The 19,081-nt window shown below is 58.2% G+C and carries 17 protein-coding genes and 1 pseudogene; 10 read left to right on the top strand and 8 right to left on the bottom strand.

What is annotated here, in order from left to right:
- Positions 1–583: 583 nt before the first annotated feature.
- Positions 584–910: a hypothetical protein gene (locus ACP7BS_RS24400; RefSeq protein ID WP_426240163.1), complete on the top strand. Its 327-nt coding sequence runs from the start codon at positions 584–586 to the stop codon at positions 908–910.
- 81 nt (positions 911–991) lie between these two features.
- Positions 992–1,888 carry a LysR family transcriptional regulator gene (locus tag ACP7BS_RS24395; protein ID WP_426240162.1) on the top strand — a complete coding sequence of 299 codons (897 nt, stop codon included), beginning with the start codon at positions 992–994 and terminating at the stop codon, positions 1,886–1,888.
- Between the two features lie 229 nt (positions 1,889–2,117).
- On the opposite strand, the gene ACP7BS_RS24390 is transcribed toward ACP7BS_RS24395, so the two are convergent.
- The 5 genes from ACP7BS_RS24390 to ACP7BS_RS24370 all read right to left on the bottom strand — a co-directional run bounded on the left by ACP7BS_RS24390 (position 2,118) and on the right by ACP7BS_RS24370 (position 6,979).
- Positions 2,118–2,732 (bottom strand): glutathione S-transferase family protein, encoded by a 615-nt coding sequence (locus tag ACP7BS_RS24390; protein WP_426240161.1) that lies wholly within the window; start codon positions 2,730–2,732, stop codon positions 2,118–2,120.
- An 803-nt stretch (positions 2,733–3,535) separates the two neighbouring features.
- On the bottom strand, positions 3,536–4,468 hold the full coding sequence (locus tag ACP7BS_RS24385) for a GlxA family transcriptional regulator (RefSeq protein WP_426240160.1): 933 nt from the start codon (positions 4,466–4,468) through the stop codon (positions 3,536–3,538).
- Positions 4,469–4,507: 39 nt separating this feature from the next.
- A complete protein-coding gene (locus ACP7BS_RS24380) occupies positions 4,508–5,308 on the bottom strand; it encodes an SDR family NAD(P)-dependent oxidoreductase (RefSeq protein WP_426240187.1) in 801 nt (266 codons plus the stop codon).
- Positions 5,309–5,605: 297 nt separating this feature from the next.
- On the bottom strand, positions 5,606–6,205 hold the full coding sequence (locus tag ACP7BS_RS24375) for a LysE family translocator (protein WP_426240159.1): 600 nt from the start codon (positions 6,203–6,205) through the stop codon (positions 5,606–5,608).
- A 165-nt stretch (positions 6,206–6,370) separates the two neighbouring features.
- A complete protein-coding gene (locus tag ACP7BS_RS24370; RefSeq protein ID WP_426240158.1) occupies positions 6,371–6,979 on the bottom strand; it encodes a TetR/AcrR family transcriptional regulator in 609 nt (202 codons plus the stop codon).
- A gap of 241 nt (positions 6,980–7,220) precedes the next feature.
- Here ACP7BS_RS24370 and ACP7BS_RS24365 point away from each other — a divergent pair, with 241 nt between their 5' ends.
- Positions 7,221–7,994, top strand: coding sequence for an alpha/beta fold hydrolase (locus tag ACP7BS_RS24365; protein WP_426240186.1), 774 nt, complete (start codon positions 7,221–7,223; stop codon positions 7,992–7,994).
- Positions 7,995–8,133: 139 nt separating this feature from the next.
- Here the strand turns inward: ACP7BS_RS24365 and ACP7BS_RS24360 are convergent, their stop codons facing one another.
- Together ACP7BS_RS24360 and ACP7BS_RS24355 are read right to left on the bottom strand one after the other, a co-directional pair.
- Entirely contained in the window at positions 8,134–9,366 is a 1,233-nt protein-coding gene (locus ACP7BS_RS24360; protein ID WP_426240157.1) for an NADP-dependent isocitrate dehydrogenase, read from the bottom strand.
- A 47-nt stretch (positions 9,367–9,413) separates the two neighbouring features.
- Positions 9,414–10,088 (bottom strand): FadR/GntR family transcriptional regulator, encoded by a 675-nt coding sequence (locus ACP7BS_RS24355; protein WP_426240185.1) that lies wholly within the window; start codon positions 10,086–10,088, stop codon positions 9,414–9,416.
- 270 nt (positions 10,089–10,358) lie between these two features.
- On the opposite strand from ACP7BS_RS24355, the gene ACP7BS_RS24350 reads away from it, so the two are divergent.
- The 7 genes and pseudogenes from ACP7BS_RS24350 to ACP7BS_RS24320 form a co-directional block, all read left to right on the top strand.
- Positions 10,359–11,348 carry an ABC transporter substrate-binding protein gene (locus tag ACP7BS_RS24350; protein ID WP_426240156.1) on the top strand — a complete coding sequence of 330 codons (990 nt, stop codon included), beginning with the start codon at positions 10,359–10,361 and terminating at the stop codon, positions 11,346–11,348.
- Between the two features lie 13 nt (positions 11,349–11,361).
- On the top strand, positions 11,362–12,192 hold the full coding sequence (locus tag ACP7BS_RS24345; protein ID WP_426240155.1) for an ABC transporter permease: 831 nt from the start codon (positions 11,362–11,364) through the stop codon (positions 12,190–12,192).
- A gap of 1 nt (position 12,193) precedes the next feature.
- Complete coding sequence (locus tag ACP7BS_RS24340) at positions 12,194–13,000, top strand: ABC transporter ATP-binding protein (RefSeq protein WP_426240154.1); 807 nt, start codon at positions 12,194–12,196, stop codon at positions 12,998–13,000.
- Between the two features lie 6 nt (positions 13,001–13,006).
- Complete coding sequence (locus tag ACP7BS_RS24335; protein WP_426240153.1) at positions 13,007–13,759, top strand: ABC transporter permease; 753 nt, start codon at positions 13,007–13,009, stop codon at positions 13,757–13,759.
- Entirely contained in the window at positions 13,759–14,466 is a 708-nt protein-coding gene (locus ACP7BS_RS24330) for a fumarylacetoacetate hydrolase family protein (protein WP_426240152.1), read from the top strand. The genes ACP7BS_RS24335 and ACP7BS_RS24330 overlap by 1 nt, the downstream gene beginning before the upstream one ends.
- A gap of 9 nt (positions 14,467–14,475) precedes the next feature.
- The gene (locus ACP7BS_RS24325; protein ID WP_426240151.1) at positions 14,476–15,204 is read left to right on the top strand and encodes an MFS transporter; all 729 of its coding nucleotides are present in this window, start codon (positions 14,476–14,478) and stop codon (positions 15,202–15,204) included.
- 73 nt (positions 15,205–15,277) lie between these two features.
- Positions 15,278–15,439 (top strand): annotated as a pseudogene (locus ACP7BS_RS24320) (IS30 family transposase); the annotation flags it as partial.
- Between the two features lie 301 nt (positions 15,440–15,740).
- On the opposite strand, the gene traA reads toward ACP7BS_RS24320, so the two are convergent.
- Positions 15,741–19,043: a Ti-type conjugative transfer relaxase TraA gene (gene traA, locus ACP7BS_RS24315; protein WP_426240150.1), complete on the bottom strand. Its 3,303-nt coding sequence runs from the start codon at positions 19,041–19,043 to the stop codon at positions 15,741–15,743.
- Between the last annotated feature and the right edge of the window lie 38 nt (positions 19,044–19,081).

Here is a 19,081-nt window from a genome sequence, read left to right as displayed (position 1 = left end):
TTCTACTTACTTGGATTCAAAAAGCTCAACAAAAATGCTCGTAAATTTTGCGATAGATGACTTTCGCTTTTTTACGCGATCGTGGTGCGATCTCACTCTGACGGCGAAGCTCTTTCCGGTTGCTTCGTCACAAGCGAGATCTTCTGCTTGTCGGTGGGGAATATTCCTCCATCCCCGACAGCAAGAGAATTCAAACTTTACGAAATGCACTGTTGCGGACAGGGGAACAATCCTGGTCGACTATCTTCATCGATTCCGGGTGGGGAAGACGCTTTTACAAAGACGATTGAAAGTCGTGCGATCGCGTCCTCATCCAGGACAAACCACTGCTGTTTGGTCCCATCATGATCAACGATGGCAGGTGGCCGGCAAGACCGTCTGTCGGAGTTGCAAGCATCAAGCTAACTATTGCTCCATTGGAAAGTGAGAATTCAAGACCACAGTTGTTCACCCGCGAATTCGTTTGGCGTAGGGTCGGTCACTCGCTTTGTAAGCCGAGCCGGACTTGGCCGGCCGCGCTCGTCTCGCGCGCAAGATTTATCCAAACAACCGAGCTCATGATGCGGCCGACCGGGAGTCTATCGTGACCAAATTATCCATGACGCCTGTGATGCGTGTTCAATTGAAGCTCGCCCTTGCAGCAAGTTCGCATGATAGGGTCACGCTCCGGTCGGTTGAGACCGAAGCCATGCAGCTGAGGCTTAGTGGTGCCGAAATCGATGCCGCGAAACGTGGGGCAAGTTTCAATGCGTTGATCGACGTAGCAGTCAAGTTCGCCCTAGCCGTTTATTTTAACGACACTGTGGGGGTGGCGGCCACGAAGAAAAGACTGTTGTCATTTCAGCTGGCAGCTATAGTGCCCGAAATTCACGTCTTGGTCCGAGAGACGCCACGCCCGGCGTTACCATGATGTGCCTCGGTCGGTGCTTGCCACGTCGCTAAAAGCGTTTAAATCACTTCGGGCGTTGACGAATTAAGGGATGTTGATCGCATGGACCGCTGGCAAGCGATGAAGGTGTTCGTGAAAGTCGCAGAGCTCGAAGGTTTTGCTGATGCAGCGCGGCAGCTCCATATGAGCCCACCGGCGGTAACCCGGATCGTATCTTCCCTAGAGGATATGATTGGAACGCGCCTGCTCGTACGCACAACTCGATCTGTGAAGCTATCGGAAGCTGGCGCGCGATATTTCGAGGACTGTCAGAAGTTGCTGGCAGATCTTGCCGATGCTGAAGCTGCGGCGGCCGGAGCGTACGGAAAGCCAGTTGGTACACTAACCGTCACTGCATCGGTGATGTTCGGCACCATGTTTGTTCTGCCAATTTTAACGGAATTTTTTGATCGGTACCCCGATGTTGTAGGGCGGAGCCTCTTCGTCGATAGAACAGTGAATATTGTAGACGAAGGAATCGATGTTGCAGTCCGCATCGGACATCTACCAGACTCCGGGTTTACCGCCATTCGTGTGGGTCAAGTGAAGCGCGTTATTTGCGGATCTCCAGCCTATTTTATTAAATACGGGGTGCCGACCATCCCAAGCGACCTTAGCCAACATCGTATTGTTGCATCAACCAGCGCATGGACGTCCTTGGAATGGCGTTTCGGCCTGGAGCGAAAGTCAACGGTTCACGTGAATCCACGCCTGTTTTGCAACACCAACGAAGCCGCGATTTCTGCGGCTGCGCAAGGTTGGGGCTTGACTAGGGTGCTTTCGTACCAAATTGCGCCGCAGTTGGAATCGGGCGAACTTCAAACGGTCCTAGCCGACTACGACGAGGAAGCACTGCCAATTCACGTCCTTCACCCAGAGGGTCGACAAGCATCAGCCAAGGTTCGGGCCTTCGTGGATTTTGCCGTAGCAAAATTGAGGGCCAACCGACACTTCAACTGAGCTAGAGGCGACGGGGCGGCGAATCCTCATTGCTGATTGGCAATGCATGGACGAAAAAGACTTTACCGTCGAACTCAAGCAGCGACAACATTGGAAGGCATAAATTCCTCGTGTGAAGCGTCGCTTGTGATGCCAAACATCTCGGTCATGTTAACGCTTGAGGTATTGCATATACATGGCGACGGGCGACTCTTTGTATTCCGTGCTCGTCGCCATAACTATCGCCCCGTCAGGCTGCGTTTAAGCCGACAGGCGTCTCTACGAAGGGGACGAATCCAGGGAGCTGTTCTATACGAGCAAGCCATGCGCCGACGTTCGGATATGCGGCGAGGTCGACATTTCCTTCTGGTGCGCGGGCGATGTAGCTGTAAATGGCAATATCGGCGATTGTGATGTGATCTGCTGCCAGCCACGCGCGCTGCGATAGTTCTTCTTCTAATACCTTGAGAAGGGAATGCGCTCGTCCGATGACCTCATCCGCATTGAATTTGGCGCCGAAAACCGTAATGAGACGCGCTGCCGCTGGGCCGTAGGCAAGCTGGCCTGCGGCAATGGAGAGCCAACGCTGAACCTTTGCCGCACCGGCAGGATCTTCAGGAAGCCAGTCATTTTTGCCTAACTTTTTCGCCAGATAGATGATGATCCCATTCGAATCCTGGATAGTTGTGTCTCCATCCACCAAGACTGGAACCTGACCGAAAGTATTCAGTCTGAGAAATTCCGGCTGTTTGTGTTCTCCTTTGGCAAGATCAACTTCGACGAGGTCAAAGCGTTGGCCGGTAAGTGAAAGAAATAGACGGGCGCGATGGGAGTGTCCGGAGAGAGGGTGATAGAAAAGCTTCATGACTTAGATCTCCTTTTGAGCGGCCTCGATAGGTGGCTGCTGTCGAGGCACACACTGATGCTTAGGTGGCTTTTATTGAAGATAGATTCGCTGAAAGGGACTATTGCCGAAAAAGGGAATAATACGGCAAGGCGTGTCCAATAGCCTCGTCTGTGGTTCCGGGGGGCGACTATGGATCGCCGCAACTGCCCGGCCGGCAACGGGATGTGGTCCTTAATTGTGAGCGCAGCATCAACGAAACCGCTTGGATCGGCCGCTAGCAGCCGCTGCCGGAGTCCGTTCGGCTGCGCGAGCATGGACCAGTGTAAGGCATTGACCGCGAATGTCGCGTCGATGGCGACGAAAGCATTAAGCGTGGGATCACCGCCAAGGACGCAAATCCGCACACGCAATCCAAATAATCCAGAGCCAATCGGTAGCCGATCCGAGCGAGCGCCGCGATCATGACCGACGATGATAAACCTGGAATGGCCAAGATTAGCCATCAGGTCGATGAGTGTCTTCGCGGCCTGTCGCGTCCAGGAAGTGCCAGCAATCAAGATGCTGCTTTCGCCATAGCCGGGAGGTCAGGGGCGACGATCCTATACTTCCCCCTCGGCGCCGGAGCCACAAAACGCCACGCTATGTGCGTCTGGCCTCGTGTATAGGGAGAGATGCGCTGTAAACGCTGGTGTATCTACGGCGCTTTCTGCTTACCTCTGGAGTAGTCAGTAGCACACCAGCTATTACCACAGTCATTGCCGGCTTGATCGCAATAGCCGGATTCGAGCTAGCTTGGTGCGCAGAACGTGGTGTGAAGGCTATTAACCCCGGGCATTGCGGCGGATGACCTGCGGCGGCTGACCGAGCGTGCGCAGGAACGCCCGGCGCATTCGTTCGCGGTCCGCAAAACCTGTTTCGTCGGCGATGATGTCCATTGAAAGCCGCCCCTGTTCCATCAGCAGCCGCGCCGCCTCGACGCGGATGTTCTCCACCGCCTTCGCCGGCGACTGGCCGGTCTCGGCGCGAAAGGCCCGGCTGAACTGGCGGGGGCTGAGGCCTGCCACATCCGCCAGATCCTCGACGGAAAGCTCTTTCTTCAAATGCCCGTTGGCATAGATTAGCGCCTTCTGGATGCGGTCGGATTTCGGCTCCAGTTCGAGCAGGCTGGAGAACTGCGACTGGCCGCCGGCACGCCGATGATGCACGACGAGTTTTCGGGCTGCTGAACGGGCAATATCCGGCCCGTGGTCCTTCTCGACCATGGCAAGCGCCAGATCGATGCCCGCCGTCATGCCGGCCGAGGTCCAGACCGGCCCGTCGATGATGAAGATGCGGTCCTCCTCCACATTGACCGCCGGATATCTGGCCTGCAGATCGCGCGCGAACGCCCAGTGAGTCGTCGCCCGGCGCCCGGTGAGCACACCGGCTTCCGCCAGCGTGAAAGCGCCGACGCAGGGTGCCGCGATGCGCCTTGCAGTTACCGCCGAATGCCGCACGAAATCGACGAGGCCGGGTGTCACCGGCCCCACTTCCATGCCGGCGCCGATGATCACGGTGTCGAATTCGGCCCCGTCGAAAGGCTCGGTATCGACGCCGAACCCGGCCGACGAGCGGACCAGCCCGCCCTTCTCCGAAAGCATGGCGATCGAATAGGCCTCGCCGCCGAGCATCGCATTGGCAACCTCGAACACCGTGATGGCGGCAAAGCCCATCACCTGGAAATCCGGGAAGATAACGAAACCGATGCGATGCATGGCGACCTCTGTTCGATTGAATGGCCGATAGTAGCGTTTTTATGCGGCCTTGTAGCGGTCGGCCGGCGTGCTGCGCGAAAGGTTCGGCATCATCTTCTGGCGAGCGGCTTCATAAGCCTGCCAGTCGGCCAGTTCCGGCAGCGACGGGATGGTCACCAGCTCGCCCTGGTCGAGACCGGCAAGTGCGGCATCCACCAGGTCTTCGGCGCGCATGACGATCTGGCCCGGCAGATGTTCGAGGGGCGTGCCGGCGATGCCCCAGAAATCGGTAGCGGTCGCGCCGGGCAGCACCGCTTGAACCGTGACACCCTTGGCCGCAAGCTCGTGATGCAGGGACTGGCTGAGGGCGAGCACGAAAGCCTTGGTGCCGCCATAGACGCCGTTCAGCACTTCCGGGCCGATCGCGACGATCGACGAGATATTGATGATCGTGCCCTTGCCGCGGGCGACGAAAGCGGGCGCGGCGGCATACGTGAGCCGCATCAGCGCGTTGACGTTGAGCGAGACCATCTCTTCCATCTTGCCGATATCGGAGGAGAGCAGCGGCGCGGTCGCCCCAAGGCCGGCATTGTTGACCAAGATTGAAATGCTCTGGTCGTGGCCGAGCACTTTTTCGACGCGGGCAAGATCGGCCTTGTTGGAAAGGTCGGCGGGGATGACTTCGACCGAACGGCCGGTCTCGTCGCTGATGCGGCGGGCGAGTTCGTCCAGCTTGCCGCGGCTGCGGGCGACGAGGATCAGGTCGTGGCCACGGCGGGCCAGGCGTTCGGCATAGATGGCGCCGATCCCGGAGGATGCGCCGGTGATGAGGGCGGTGCCCTTGGAAAGAGTGTCAGACATCATTTTGTTCTCCAGACGCCCAATGCGCCTTGACATAAGAGATACCGCTAAACGCCTGCGTCTCAAATGTCATATACACCACCATTTAGGACACTTGGTCATTGAGGGCCGATAGGCTGTTTTTCCGGTGAGGTGGAGAACATCGATGTTGATCACTGCTAAGAACGGAATGAGGCACGGCCCCTAGCCAAAAACTTTCCCGATACGAATAGCTTGAAAAGGTGCTTGCGGTATTTGCTGATCACGTCGAGTCGGTCGACCATGGAGTCCAGCTGACTATTTCCTCACTGACGACGTTCAAAAAGCCAATTTTGCTGCAAGCAGTACATAGACAACGGCCGAAAGCCTGTTGAGTATCTTCTTTGCTCTTGGCGAAGTGAGTAAAACGTTGAGGGTTCCTCCAAGTATCGAGACTGCAGAAAAGACGACGAGCGAAACAGATATGAATAGGAGCCCGAGCAAGATGATCTGCGTGGACACGGAGCCAGCAGAGGGATCGACAAACTGCGGGAGGAACGCCAGAAAAAAAATCGAAACTTTCGGATTACTAACATTCATGACGAAGCCGCGACGAAATAGGCCTTGGCTGTTAGCATTTGCTGTCGGATCAGGCGTGACTGGCTGTTTCATGGCTAGCCATGCAAGATACAGCAGATAGGCGGCGCCAGCGAATTTGAGCATAGCGAACGCAAATGGCGAAGCCTGAATTAGCGCTGCCAAACCAAGCACCACTGCGGTCGTGTGTATTACAAGGCCAGCGCATAGACCGAGTGTCGTTACAAGGCCGGCGCGGCGACCATTCAGGGCGGACTGCGCAAGTACGAAAAGGTTATCGGGGCCGGGCATAAGACACAGCAGAATCGCTGTCACGACAAATGACCAGAGATTGGGTGTCATCATCAATCCAAACATAACCGGCAGGCGCAATTCGCACCACAGTTGATCAAATATTCTGAGCGGAGGCGTTTGAAGCGCGAGACAACCTACCCCTTCTCCAAGCGTCACATTTCCAAATCTGTTTTCGCCGTCGCGTGTAGATGGTTGTTCCGCGTGTAACCTGGCTTATTCGTTATCCGGTTGCTGGAAAGACAGGCCTTTGAGAACTTCATCAACAATCATCTGTAGCTCACCGGCTGTAGCCCCGTCATGAGCTTGGATGGATATTCCTTGCATGACCGCCGTGAGATAGCGGGAGAGGCGCAGTGCCTCTTGCTCGCCGACCCAAAACGCCATCTTTTCTTGCAGTACGTTACGAAACTCCGAGCGGCGCTCGGCGATCTCTTTTTGCAAATCCACATTCTGCGGATTGGCAACAACCATGCCGCTAGCAATCATACAGCCCTTTTCTCCTTCTGAGTCGGTGACCGATAGCACGGCTTTATGCAGCATTTCGCTAATCGCCAAGGAGAGCCCAGGTGCTCTGTCGAACACTGAGATATCGAAAGAGTTCGACTTCTCGGCATAGTGACGCAGCGTTTCACGATAAAGCTCCGCTTTGCTACCGAAGGCAGCGTAAAGGCTTGGAGGGGCGATGCCGATTGCATCCGTCAAATCCGCAACCGATACCCCTTCATAACCATTTCGCCAGAACAGGCGCATGGCAATCTCTACAGCGGTATTTCTATCGAAGCGGCGCGGGCGCCCCCCCAAATTTTTTGCCTGTTGTTCCATAGCGATCACTAAACAACATCTTGACAAGACTGTCAAACGATGTTCTGGAGCGATCACTATAAAACCGGAGGCCGATATGCAGAGACGAACCTTTATGCGGGCAAGCCTCTCGCTTGCTGCAGCGACTATGGCAGGCAAGGCGAATGCCCAAACTACTAGGACGCGGAATGGTGAAGCTCTCGTTGTCCCGACAGCGATATCCGAGGAACTGCGGGCAGAATCGTCGGATGGGCTCGGCTTGATGGTGCGCGCCTACGGAAATCCGTCTCATCCCGAAATTCTGCTTATCCATGGGCTTAGTCAGAGCCGTCTATCATGGGATCGACAACTCGACGCGCTCAGCGCAACGTTCCGAGTAGTCACATTCGATCTTCGCGGTCATGGCGATTCTGACAAGCCCGGTAGCCCAGATGCTTATGACAAAGCCGCGCTCTGGGCAGACGACGTACGAGCTGTGATGAATGTCGCCAATCTCAGAAAGCCTGTATTGGTGGGTTGGTCTCTAGGCGGCTTGATTATTGGACATTACTTGATGCGCTATGGGGTCGACCACATAGCTGGCGTCAACCTTGTAAATGCTGTGACGAAGCTTTCTCCCGACCTGCTTGGGCCCGCTTCGCTAGAATACGCTAGTGCGCTAGCCTCGCCAGATCTTGGAGTGCGCAGCGCAGCAATCGTCAACTTTCTCGAGGCTTGTTTTGCTACGGCGCCGCCAGAAGCTGAGTTCAGAAGAATGCTCGCTTACAACGGCATGGTGCCCCGCGCGTTGCAGGAGGGCGTTGTCAAGCTCTCAGGTCGCGGGCTCGATGAGGCCTTTGGCAAGCCGCAGCATCTGCTCATTACTTATGGCGCTCAAGATCGCCTGACACGACGCGAAATGTCTGAGCGGGTGAGTACGCTCAACCCTGGCGCCAAACTTTCGATCTACCCAGATGCCGGCCATGCGCCGTTCTTTGAAAATGCCGCTCGTTTTAACACGGAGCTAGCTGCTTTTGTTGTATCGGCCGCTGGATGAAGGTGGCTCCTTGAGTCGCAAAAGGCGACGGCTTCGTCCATGCGTGCAAGACGCAATCGTCGGGATGAGCGTGACATGCTTGGCCCGCGAGCTGATCGTTTGAACTCAAGGTAACCCGGCATGGTAGCCGGTTTGCATGTCATTTCACGGGTGCTACTTTACAAGCCATTGCCTTCTTCAGGTTCTCGTCGATCTTATCGAGGAAGCCGGTGGTGGAAAGCCATGGCTGGTCGGGGCCGATCAGCAGCGCCAGATCCTTGGTCATGAAGCCGCTCTCGACCGTGTCGACGCAGACCTTTTCCAGCGTGTCGGCGAACTTTGCCAGCTCAGTGTTGTTGTCGAGCTTGGCGCGGTGGGCAAGGCCACGCGTCCAGGCGAAGATCGAGGCGATCGAGTTGGTCGAGGTTTCCTCGCCCTTCTGGTGCTGGCGGTAGTGGCGCGTCACCGTGCCGTGGGCGGCTTCGGCTTCGACCGTCTGGCCATCCGGCGTCATCAGAACCGAGGTCATCAGGCCGAGCGAGCCAAAGCCCTGCGCCACGATGTCGGACTGGACGTCGCCGTCGTAGTTCTTGCAGGCCCAGACGTAACCGCCGGACCACTTGAGCGCCGAAGCGACCATGTCGTCGATCAGGCGGTGTTCGTACCAGATCTTGGCTTCCTTGAACTTGTCCGCGAATTCGGCGTCGAAGACAGCCTGGAAGATATCCTTGAAGCGGCCGTCATAGACCTTGAGGATGGTGTTCTTGGTCGACAGATAGACCGGAACGCCGCGCTGCAGGCCATAGTTCAGCGATGCGCGGGCGAAATCGGTGATCGATTCGTCGAGGTTGTACATGCCCATGGCAACGCCGGCTGCCGGCGCGTCGTAGACTTCGTGCTCGATTTCCGTACCGTCTTCGCCGACGAACTTCATCGTCAGCTTGCCCTTGCCGGGGAATTTAAAGTCGGTGGCGCGGTACTGGTCGCCGAAGGCGTGACGGCCGACGATGATCGGCTTGGTCCAGCCGGGAACAAGCCGGGGCACGTTCTTGCAGATGATCGGTTCGCGGAAGATGACGCCGCCCAGAATGTTGCGGATCGTGCCGTTGGGCGACTTCCACATCTTCTTCAGCCCGAATTCCTCGACGCGCTGCTCGTCGGCGGTGATGGTCGCGCACTTGACGCCGACGCCGTGCTTCTTGATGGCGTTGGCGCTGTCGATCGTCACCTGATCGTTTGTCGCATCGCGGTTTTCCATGCCAAGGTCGTAATATTCCAGATCGATATCCAGATAGGGATGGATCAGCTTTTCCTTGATGAACTGCCAGATGATGCGGGTCATTTCATCGCCGTCGAGCTCGACGACCGGATTGGCGACCTTGATCTTTGTCATGCGACTTCCTTCAAACTGTCCGATTGGGGGAGGGGATTTGTTGCCGTTCAGCCGGTGTCGCGCATGCGGCTTTCAACGCTGCGCAGATGTTTTCGCATGGCTTCGGCCGCTGCTGCCGGGTCTCGATCGGCGACAGCCTGGACGATGCGGGCATGTTCGACAAAGCTGTGATGATCAGCGGGCGGGCGCAGGGGCGTATCGCGCAACCGTCCCCACGTCACGGCGCGGCGAACGGCGTTCAGCGTATCGAGAAGTCCAAGCAGCAGCGAGTTCTGCGAGGCCTCTCCGATGGTGCGGTGCAGCTTGTTGTCCCATTGCTCGTAGAGCCGCCACGTCGGCGCCTGCTGCGCCTTTTGCATGCAGCTTCGCATCTCGGCGATCTGTGCTGCCGTTGCGTTGAGGGCAGCGCATCGCGTCACTTCCGGCTCAAAGGCAATGCGCGCGCCCATCACTTCGAGCGGGTTCGTCCTTTGAACCATGGAATTGATATCGGCGACGGTATCGATCGGCCGGTCGCCGGTAAACGTCCCCTTGCCGACATGCCGCCAGACCACGCCCTCCGCCTGCAAGGTTGCCAGCGCCTTGCGCAAGACCGCGCGGCCGATCTCCAGGGATTCCGCCAACTCACGCTCGGGAGGCAGCCTGCCGTCGTCGGGCAATACCGCCGTCGCCAAAAATCCCTTGAGTTTAGCGAGTGCTGAAAAGTCGGTCTTTTCGTCCATTTTGCCTAAACCAATTTCAAATTGGGTTTGTTTATAGTCGGCGGGCGTTGCAGTGTCAATCTCAGGAATGGCTCGTTCTGCGTTTTTTAGTTCCAGAATAATTAGACTAAAAACAACGAGATACGCATATTTTTGTACCAACCTGATGCCCGATGTGTCCGTGAGGCAGCCATCAAACCCGAAGAAACCGGTTGACTCATGTTCGGATTAATAGAGAATTGGTTTGAAATTGGGTTCTGAGGAGGGCCCATTCAACGGGAGGAAAACAAAATGAGGAATTTCGCCAGAAGAATTCGGGCGTGCACGGCTGCAGCCATCTTTTCGGCCGTCGCCGTCTTGCCGGCTGCCGCATGGGCCGATCCGATGCGGATCGCCTTTGGCGACATCGCAACGGTGGAATCGCTGCATCTGCTGGTCGCTCTGGAGCGCGCAAAAGAAAAAGGCGTCGATGTCCAGGTCACGTTCTTGAAGAGCGAGGATATCGCGGCGCAGGCGGTGGTCAGCGGGCAGGCAGATATCGGGATAGGCGGACCCTACGCACTGCTGCAGAAGGTCAAGGCGCCGATCCGCGTTTTCATGCAGCTGAGCAAGCTGCAGTTCTATCCGGTCGTCAACAGCGAATTCTACAAGGACTGGAAGGATCTCGACGGGCAGGAAATCGCCGTCCATTCCCGCGGTTCGGGTACGGAAGCCATCATGCAGCTGATGGCTGACAAGAACGGCATCAAATACTCCAACATTGCCTATGTTCCGGGTGCCGAAGTCCGCACCGGTGCGCTGCTTCAGGGCAACGTCAAGGCAACGATCGTCGATTCGTCCGGCAAGCGCATTCTGGAAAAGGAAGCGCCGGGCAAGTTCGCCTTCCTGCCGCTTGGCGAGGTTGCCGCAACCGACGAGGCGCTTTTTGCCAATACAGACTATCTGACGGCCAATCCGAAGGATGTCGAAGTTTTGGTCGAGGCGATCCTGACCACCTGGCGCGAGGTAGCAGCCGACCCGAAATCGATCGTGGCGCTGCGCGAAAAGTACAAGCTGCTTCCCGACGCGACACCGGAAATGATCGCCGATATCGAGCCCTATTTCACGGAAGCGGCTGCAAACATGCCGCTCAACGGCGGTGGCGAAGATGCGGCCCGCGACGACTTTGACTTCTACACGGTGTCCGGTGCGCTGACCGGTGATCCGAAGGAGCTGAAGGTCGAAGACTTCTGGAGCCTCGACGCGCTCAACGCGGCGCTCGCCAAGGCAGGCACGAAGTAGGATGCAGGCGTCCGTGTCACACCCCAAACTGACCGACGGGATCGGAGCCAAGAAGGCTCCGGTTACGGCCGGAGCGGCGCTTTTCCGGTTTGCCGAGGAGAGACGGTCCTTCTGGGCCATGCTGTCGCTGGCGATCCTGTTCGGCGCCTGGGAGATCGCGGGGCTGGTTCCGATCAGCTTTGCGTTCCCCACCTTCAGCGAAACCGTCATTGCCTTCTTCGAGATGGTCTTCGACGGGACCATGATCTACGCCTACTTCCTGACGCTCCAGCCGCTCGTTCTCGGCGTCGCCGTCTCGGCGGTCTTCGGCATCGCTCTCGGCGTCGCGATGGGCCTATCCACCAAGGTGGAATGGCTTCTGGCGCCGGTGTTCATCGTACTTCAGGCAGCACCGATGGCGGCGCTCGTGCCGCTCGTCACCTTCATCTACGGGATCGGGCTGACCGCAAAGACGCTCGCGGTCATTATGCTGGCGCTGCCCGTCATCGTGCTCAACGCCTACAAGGCGGTGCGCCACGTCAATCCGTCGCTGGTCGATATGTGCCGTTCCTTTCAGGGGACACGCATGCAGCAGATCTTCAAGATTGTCATTCCGGATGCATCGCCTGTTCTGTTCGCGGGCCTGCGTCTCGGCATCGCCGCCGGCTTCATCGGCGTGATGCTGGCGGAACTGCTGATCACGCCCACCGGCATCGGCGATCTCATCACCTATCATCGGTCGGTGGCCAACTACGCGCATATGTATGCGTCGGTCGCCTCCATCATCGCGGTCTCGACGCTGACATTGGCGGGCCTGCAATATTTCGAAACGCATGTGCTGCGTCCTGAAAAAAGGAGGAAGTGAGATGGCAAATTCTGCCCTGTCTCGCGCCAATGGCCCTGCTGCCGCAAAAATCGGCGACGCCGTCGTCGAGGTCCGCGACATCTGCAAGAAATACGGCGACATCGAAGCGCTTCGCGGCATCGATCTCGATTTCGAGCGTGGCAAGCTGACAACGCTTCTCGGACCTTCCGGCTGCGGCAAGACGACCCTGCTCAAGATCATCGCAGGCCTCGTTTCCTCGACCTCCGGCGAGATCCGCGTCAACGGAAAAGCCGTCACCGGTCCGGGTCCGGAACGCGCCTTTGTCTTCCAGGACTTCGCGCTGATGCCCTGGGCGACTGTGCTGCGCAATGTTGGCTTCGGTCTCGAACTGAAAGGAGTATCTGTCGCGGAACGCAACCGCACGGCACGCCGCTACATCGAGGAAGTCGGCCTGGCCGGCTTCGAGGACAAGTATCCGCACGAACTCTCTGGCGGTATGCGCCAGCGCGTCGGTATCGCGCGAGCTTTTGCGGTCAACGCCGACGTGCTGCTTCTCGACGAACCCTTCTCGGCGGTCGATGAGCAGAACCGGCGCAAGTTCCAGGAAGACTTGCTCAGGCTTGTCGATCTGGAAAAGAAGACCTTCATCTTCGTCACCCATTCGATCGAAGAAGCAGTCTACGTGTCAGATCGCATCGTGCTGCTTTCGCCGCGGCCCGGCCGTATTTCCCAGATCATCGATCCGATGATCGACCGCTCAGCCTCGCCCGACGATATTCGTCGCGATGCCGGTTATCTCGATGTCGTCGAGGAAATCTGGCAGGGGCTGCGCCAGTATGCGGAGTAAGCGGATATGACCCTTTTCGGTATTCGCATTCCTATGATGGCATCGCTGGTGATGTGGGCGTTGCTTTGGGAAATTGTCGGGCGGCTGGATCTCATCTTCCTGATCCCGCCGATGACCTCAGTGATCGCGGCCGGGTTAGAACTCGTCCAAACCGGTTCCTGGCAGAGCGCCACCCTGATCACACTCCGGTCGTTCGTCTACGGCATGGCGCTCGCCATCGTCGTTGGCGTTCCGCTCGGCGTCCTCATGGGGCGCGTGCGGATCATCGACAACATCTTCGGCCTCTGGGTCAACATGTTCGTCAGCGCCCCTCTTTCGGCGCTGGTACCGATCCTGATGATCCTCTTTGGCCTCGGCGAAACCACCGTCTTCGTCACGGTGTTCCTGTTCGCGGTCTGGATCATCGTTCTCGATGCGCGGGCCGGCGTCATGCAGGTTCCGCCGTCGCTGATCGAAATGGGGCGCTGCTATGGCGCCTCCCGCTGGACGATCTTTACCAAGATCGTTCTTCTCTCCGCCCTTCCGGAAATCCTCGCTGGTATCCGCATCGGCCTCATCCGAGGGGTAAAGGGTGTCGTCATAGGGCAGATTCTGGTCTCCATCATCGGCTACGGGGAACTCTTCGAGCTTTATTCCCGCAGTTTCGACATGGAGCGTTTCTGGGCTCTCACCCTCATTCTGTTCGCCGCGGCAATGTTGCTGTCCGCGGCGGTCGAACACTTCGAAAAACGCATCGAATATTACGCAGGAGCGCGATAATGAATCAAATGCCTCACCTCACAAACTACGTCTTCACGCCCGAGCCAACCCCAACCATGCCGATCGCCGGGACGGACGCACTCTTCCCGGTCCATCGCATTTACTGCGTCGGTCGCAACTTCGCCGACCATGCGGTGGAGATGGGCCATGACCCGAACAAGGAGCCACCGTTCTTCTTCCAGAAGAACCCCGATACGCTGGTGCCTCCAGGCCGGGACTTCCCCTATCCGAGCGAGAGCAAGGATGTTCATCATGAGATCGAACTGATCGTGGCGCTGCATAAGGGTGGCATCGATATTCCGGTTGAAAGCGCTCTGGACCACGTTTTCGGCTATGGTGTCGGCCTCGATATGACGCGCCGTGACCTGCAGGGAGAGGCCAAAAAGGCCGGCCGGCCATGGGAGACGGGCAAGGCTTTTGAAGCCTCGGCACCTTGCAGCGTACTGCATCCAGTTTCCGAGGTCGGTCATCCGACGGCCGGCGCCATCTGGCTCAAGGTCAACGGCGAACTGCGTCAGAATGGCGACCTCAACCAGATGCTCTGGAAGGTGCCGGAAATGATCGCCTATCTCTCGCGGCTGTTCGAACTGAAGGCTGGCGATCTGATTTTCGCCGGCACCCCCGCAGGCGTCGGCGCAGTCGTCCGCGGTGATGTGATGGTTGGCCATGTGGATGGCGTTGACGCTGTCACGGTGAAGGTCGCCTAACCACCACATTTGCACCGGCCTCCCCTTTTAGCCAGGAGGCCGGCGTCTCTCCATCGTCGGCATCTGGGTATCTACGCCGGTTGGCGACTGACATTTGGCTTGCTCAGCGTCATTGCGCTGCTACTGGTCGGCTGGATCATCGCAAAGGTGCCAGATTTCGCCGGCGAGCCTGAAACACAACGCCCGTCATTGGCTCAGGTCTTCGCGGTTCCGGGGGTGCGTCCGGTGTTGGCGGTGACGCTCTGCTTCGTGCTGGCTCATAACCTCCTCTACACCTACATCGCGCCCCTGCTAACCGGTCACCGCATGGCCGACCAGATTGACAGTGTCTTGTTGGTATTTGGGTGTTCTGCACTTGTCAGTATTGGCCTGACGGGCGTGTTGATCGACAAATGGCTGCAGCCATTGACCTTCACCGGCATCGGCCTTTTCCTCGCGGCGGCGTTCATCCTGGCGTTTACGACCGGATCGTCTTTGGCAATTTTTGGGGCCGCACTAATCTGGGGACTGGCATTTGGTGGATCGGCGACGGTCTTTCAGACCGCATCAGCGCGGGCGGCCGGTCCCTCGGCCGACGTGGCGCAGGCGATGATCGTCACGGTATGGAATATCGCCATTTTCGGCGGAGCCGTCGTGGGCGGGGTCATTCTCGATACCGCAAGAGCAGGCGGACTGTCGTGGGCTGGCATCGTACTGCTGGTGGGCGCTGCCGGATCGGCACTTTGCATGAGGCGCTGATCCGGCAGGGCGGCCTCCCGCCAATATGTGGTGCAGATCAATCTGACTTTTGCTTCTACTTATTGAGCTGCTTCGGCGCATTCGACGCTACCTGCCTGGTACCACAGATCTGTCAGTTGTTTCACAACGCGACCTTCTCCACCTCACGCGGCATATCAACAATCAGCCGCGCAAATGCCTCGGATATAGGACGCCAACCGAGGTGTTTGTGGCGCATTTGCAGGATGAGGCGTGATCCCCTACCCTGCAAAATGGGCATGATGCACTTGGGTTAGCTTCTCCAATTAATTTGATAAATAGTGTTCAGAACCGTTCCCCTCTCCTGTTCCAAAAACACTGTAGCGGAGTCAAGGTTGGCAGTGAAGTCGCCCGCATTAAATGTCCATGCGTTGGTTTTAATCGCTCGCTCCACCCTGCCTATCGCGGTCATTTTGCTGTGCTATCGGTCTACTTTCGCTTTCTAGCGACGTGATCCGCACGCGAATGTCGTTCCGCTTCGAGAGCGGAACTCGGGGCAATTCAGGGCGAGTCATAGTTTACATCCCCAATCCCAACCCCTTGTTGAGACTGCGCTTCAGTTCGTACCGACGCGACAGCTCCGCCCGCTGCGCCCGATCGGCAATGCGGGCGACATCCTTGATCCGATCAAGCTTGGCGATGACCTCTGGCGCAAACCGCAGGTTTTCCGTCTTCAGGTCGCGCGGATCAGCGCTGCCGAACCGCTGTTCCAGCGCCTGCGCGACTTGTCCCGCCTCATCGAGGGCCTGTTTCCCTTCCGGCGTGCCGGATATCTTCTCAAGGAATTTCGGCATTTCCGACTGGGACATTCCGTCGAACTGCTTCAAGATGGCCTCGCTGCGTGGCGTCAACCCCGGGACCTCTATCACATCCCGCTTTTCGCGGTTCCACGTCTCGGACTGGCGCTCTGCCTCCAGCCGACGCTCCCAGGTCCGACCGGCCGATGCAACGTGATTGCTGAGCGCCTTGGCATAATGGCGAGCCGCATTGCGCTCCTTGTTCTCACCCAGGAAGCCCGACTTGCCGCGCAACTCCCCAAACTGATCCGGACGCTCGGCAAGCGATTTCGCCAGCGCCTGCCCATCCATGCCTTTGTCGACGATCGCTGTGCTGAGCGAGGCGGCAACACCGTCCGGATCCGCATAAACGTTGCGACCAACGGAACGCACTGCTCCCATGGCCCGCTCAAAGTCCGGCCTGGCCTTCTCGCGGGCCACATCCTCGATGCCGCGCGAATGTTTCGTCAGCGCCGGCACAAGCGGCTCGACCTTTTCCGCCGTGCCCTCGATATCCTGCCCGGTCCGCTGCGCCGCAACGCTGGCTCGAGCCTGAGGAGCGGCCTGCGAGCGAACGAGCTCATCCTTAGCGCTGTAGTGAGCCGCAGGCCAATCCTCAGCCCGACCAGGCGAGAGGCCAACGGCAATTTCGCTGCGAACGCCAAACCCTTCCGCAAGACCTCGCCGCTCGGCAAAGGCGCGGGTATAATCGAGCGTGGTTTCCTTCGCGCCCGTTCGGCCCATGCTGGCGCTGAGCGTTTTCATATCCTTGAGTTCGTCTCGGCCGGCATAGACCTGCACACTGTCACGATGACGCGTCATCGCCACATAGGTCAGGTGCCGATCCATGGTGCCCGACGCCATGACAAAGGCGCGATCGACCGTCGCCCCTTGGGATTTATGAATGGTCGTTGCATAGCCGTGGTCAAAGGCTTGGTAATTATTCACCGGTATGGAGATGGAACGGGCATTGTTCTGCCCTGCGCCGTCGAGACGTATTTGTAGCGCGCCCAGTTCGACTGCCTCAACCGTTCCCAGCATGCCGTTTTTCACACCAAGGTCACGATTGTTTTCCAACAGGACTATCCGGTCGCCTGGCGCGAACGACCGCTTGCCGTCATTGGTCTGGAATGTGCGCTCTCCACCCTCTTCGCCGCGCCCCAGCCGACGGCTTTCCTGAAGCGATGCGCGAATGTCGGCATTGATCGCCCGGACATCGACGTGGCGATGCGCCAGCGCAATCCGCGATCCAGATGAGCGCGCCTCCAGATCGGAGAGATAATCGCGGACCAAACCGGCTCGCGCCTCGTCCCTATTGTCGGCGAAGTTCACAGCACCACGATCAGCATAAGCCGCGAGCCCCTCACCCGTCCGGTGCGTGGCAAACGCAATCGACGCCTCCCGCTGCCAGCCCTCGCTCTGCCGACGGATTTCGGAAAGCTCGACCGCACCCACACGCTCGGCAATCGCCCGGAACGGAGATCCCGCCCCGATCGCCTGAAGCTGCTCATGATCGCCGACCAGAACCAGCTTGGCGCCCCGCGCCTCGGTCTCCATCACGAACCGGGCCAACTGTCGGCTTCCCACCATACCCGCCTCATCGATGACGAGAACGTCGCCCTTGCCGAGTTGTCCCCTCCCCGACTGCCAGCCATACTCCCAGGAGGCCAAAGTGCGAGAAGCAATGCCTGAGGACTCTTCAAGCCCCTCCGCTGCCTTGCCAGCCAAAGCGGCACCCTGAACCCGATACCCCTGCCGCTCCCAGGCATCGCGCGCGGCGGCAAGCATGGTGGATTTGCCAGCGCCGGCAAAGCCGATTACCGCCGCCACTTGCTCCGGCCCGGTGATATGCTTAACGGCCGTACGCTGCTCCTGGCTTAAGCCGGATCGCTCGATCACCCGCTCCCGATCGACGAGGAGCATTTCACCGTGTTCAACTTTTCCAGAAAGTGATGCTGTGGTTCTTGCCCTGATCGCATCGTCCTGTAGACTCAATGCCTGATCGACATGATGTCGATTAACGCCATGGCTGGAGGACTGTGCCAGTCGCTCAGCACTCGCGGCCATGGCGTGCTCAATCTCAAGCATTTCCCAGGTCGAGTATCGCGCCAGTTCACCGTTCTGCTCCGGCTGAAGTTCGACCAATGCCGATGACGCCATGACCGCCGCAAAGGCATTTTGGAAACCCTGGCTATCGTCGATGTAACGATGCAGCGCCCGCGCCACATCGTGCCGGTCGAACACGCTCTTTTCGTCGGTGAGGATCGACAGAACCTGCTCCGGCTTTTCCCGAATGAGCGCGGCATTGCGGCGTGCCGCTTTCTCGTCGATCCGCGACCTTGAGACGTCCAACCCACGCCGGTCCATCTGCGAGGCAAAGACACCCATGTGTTCAGTCGGCTCGATCTCAAGCCCGCGCTCCAAGTGCGAGCGATGATCGATCCGGACATCAAGACCTGCCCGCGCCAAATGGCGGTTGGCGTGGTTTTCCCAGGCCTGACGGATATCGCGAAGCTGCATATGCGAAGTCGGCTGATCGTGGTTCAGCAGCCACTTGTTCTCGCGTTCGATCAGCGTCTTTTCGCCAAGACCGTCAGGACCAACTGTCCGTGTTGTCATCAGCACGTGGGCATGGAAGTTGCGGACATCGCCCTCTGTGTGTGGCTGATGAATGGCGAAGTCCACCGCTGCGCCATAGCGGTTGGCCAGCTCACGGGCAAAGTCCCGTGTCAGCGAAAGCCGTTGCTCTGCACTCAGCTCATGCGGAAGCCCGATTTCGAACTCCCGTGCCACCCGCGCGTCCTTGCGTTTTTCCGCATGCTCGATAGCGTTCCAAAGGCAAGAGCGATCAAGCGCCCAATCCGCCTGCACACCTTCCGGAAGAATGATCTCGTCATGCTCGACACCCTTCTTGCGGGTGAAGTCGTGCACCAGACCGTCGCGCTCATTCAGCATCATTGTTGCAGTCCGATAGGCAGCAGCCGCCACGGCGCTGCGGCCGCCGCTGCGTGCTATCGGCCTCATGCTGCAATGATAGATTGCCAAATGCCGTTCTCCGAATTGCAAATGAAGATATCAAGCGC

Source organism: Pararhizobium sp. DWP1-1-3 (genome assembly GCF_049896125.1).
Taxonomy (GTDB): Bacteria; Pseudomonadota; Alphaproteobacteria; order Rhizobiales; family Rhizobiaceae; genus Pararhizobium.
This window is presented reverse-complemented; position numbering and strand designations above follow the sequence as displayed.

Coding starts and splice junctions, on each gene's coding strand:
- ACP7BS_RS24395 (WP_426240162.1), top strand. CDS start 992: ATGGACCGCTGGCAAGCGATGAAGGTGTTCGTGAAAGTCGCAGAGCTC.
- ACP7BS_RS24390 (WP_426240161.1), bottom strand. CDS start 2,732: ATGAAGCTTTTCTATCACCCTCTCTCCGGACACTCCCATCGCGCCCGT.
- ACP7BS_RS24385 (WP_426240160.1), bottom strand. CDS start 4,468: ATGCATCGCATCGGTTTCGTTATCTTCCCGGATTTCCAGGTGATGGGC.
- ACP7BS_RS24380 (WP_426240187.1), bottom strand. CDS start 5,308: ATGTCTGACACTCTTTCCAAGGGCACCGCCCTCATCACCGGCGCATCC.
- ACP7BS_RS24375 (WP_426240159.1), bottom strand. CDS start 6,205: ATGACACCCAATCTCTGGTCATTTGTCGTGACAGCGATTCTGCTGTGT.
- ACP7BS_RS24370 (WP_426240158.1), bottom strand. CDS start 6,979: ATGGAACAACAGGCAAAAAATTTGGGGGGGCGCCCGCGCCGCTTCGAT.
- ACP7BS_RS24365 (WP_426240186.1), top strand. CDS start 7,221: ATGGTGCGCGCCTACGGAAATCCGTCTCATCCCGAAATTCTGCTTATC.
- ACP7BS_RS24360 (WP_426240157.1), bottom strand. CDS start 9,366: ATGACAAAGATCAAGGTCGCCAATCCGGTCGTCGAGCTCGACGGCGAT.
- ACP7BS_RS24355 (WP_426240185.1), bottom strand. CDS start 10,088: ATGGACGAAAAGACCGACTTTTCAGCACTCGCTAAACTCAAGGGATTT.
- ACP7BS_RS24350 (WP_426240156.1), top strand. CDS start 10,359: ATGAGGAATTTCGCCAGAAGAATTCGGGCGTGCACGGCTGCAGCCATC.
- ACP7BS_RS24340 (WP_426240154.1), top strand. CDS start 12,194: ATGGCAAATTCTGCCCTGTCTCGCGCCAATGGCCCTGCTGCCGCAAAA.
- ACP7BS_RS24335 (WP_426240153.1), top strand. CDS start 13,007: ATGACCCTTTTCGGTATTCGCATTCCTATGATGGCATCGCTGGTGATG.
- ACP7BS_RS24330 (WP_426240152.1), top strand. CDS start 13,759: ATGAATCAAATGCCTCACCTCACAAACTACGTCTTCACGCCCGAGCCA.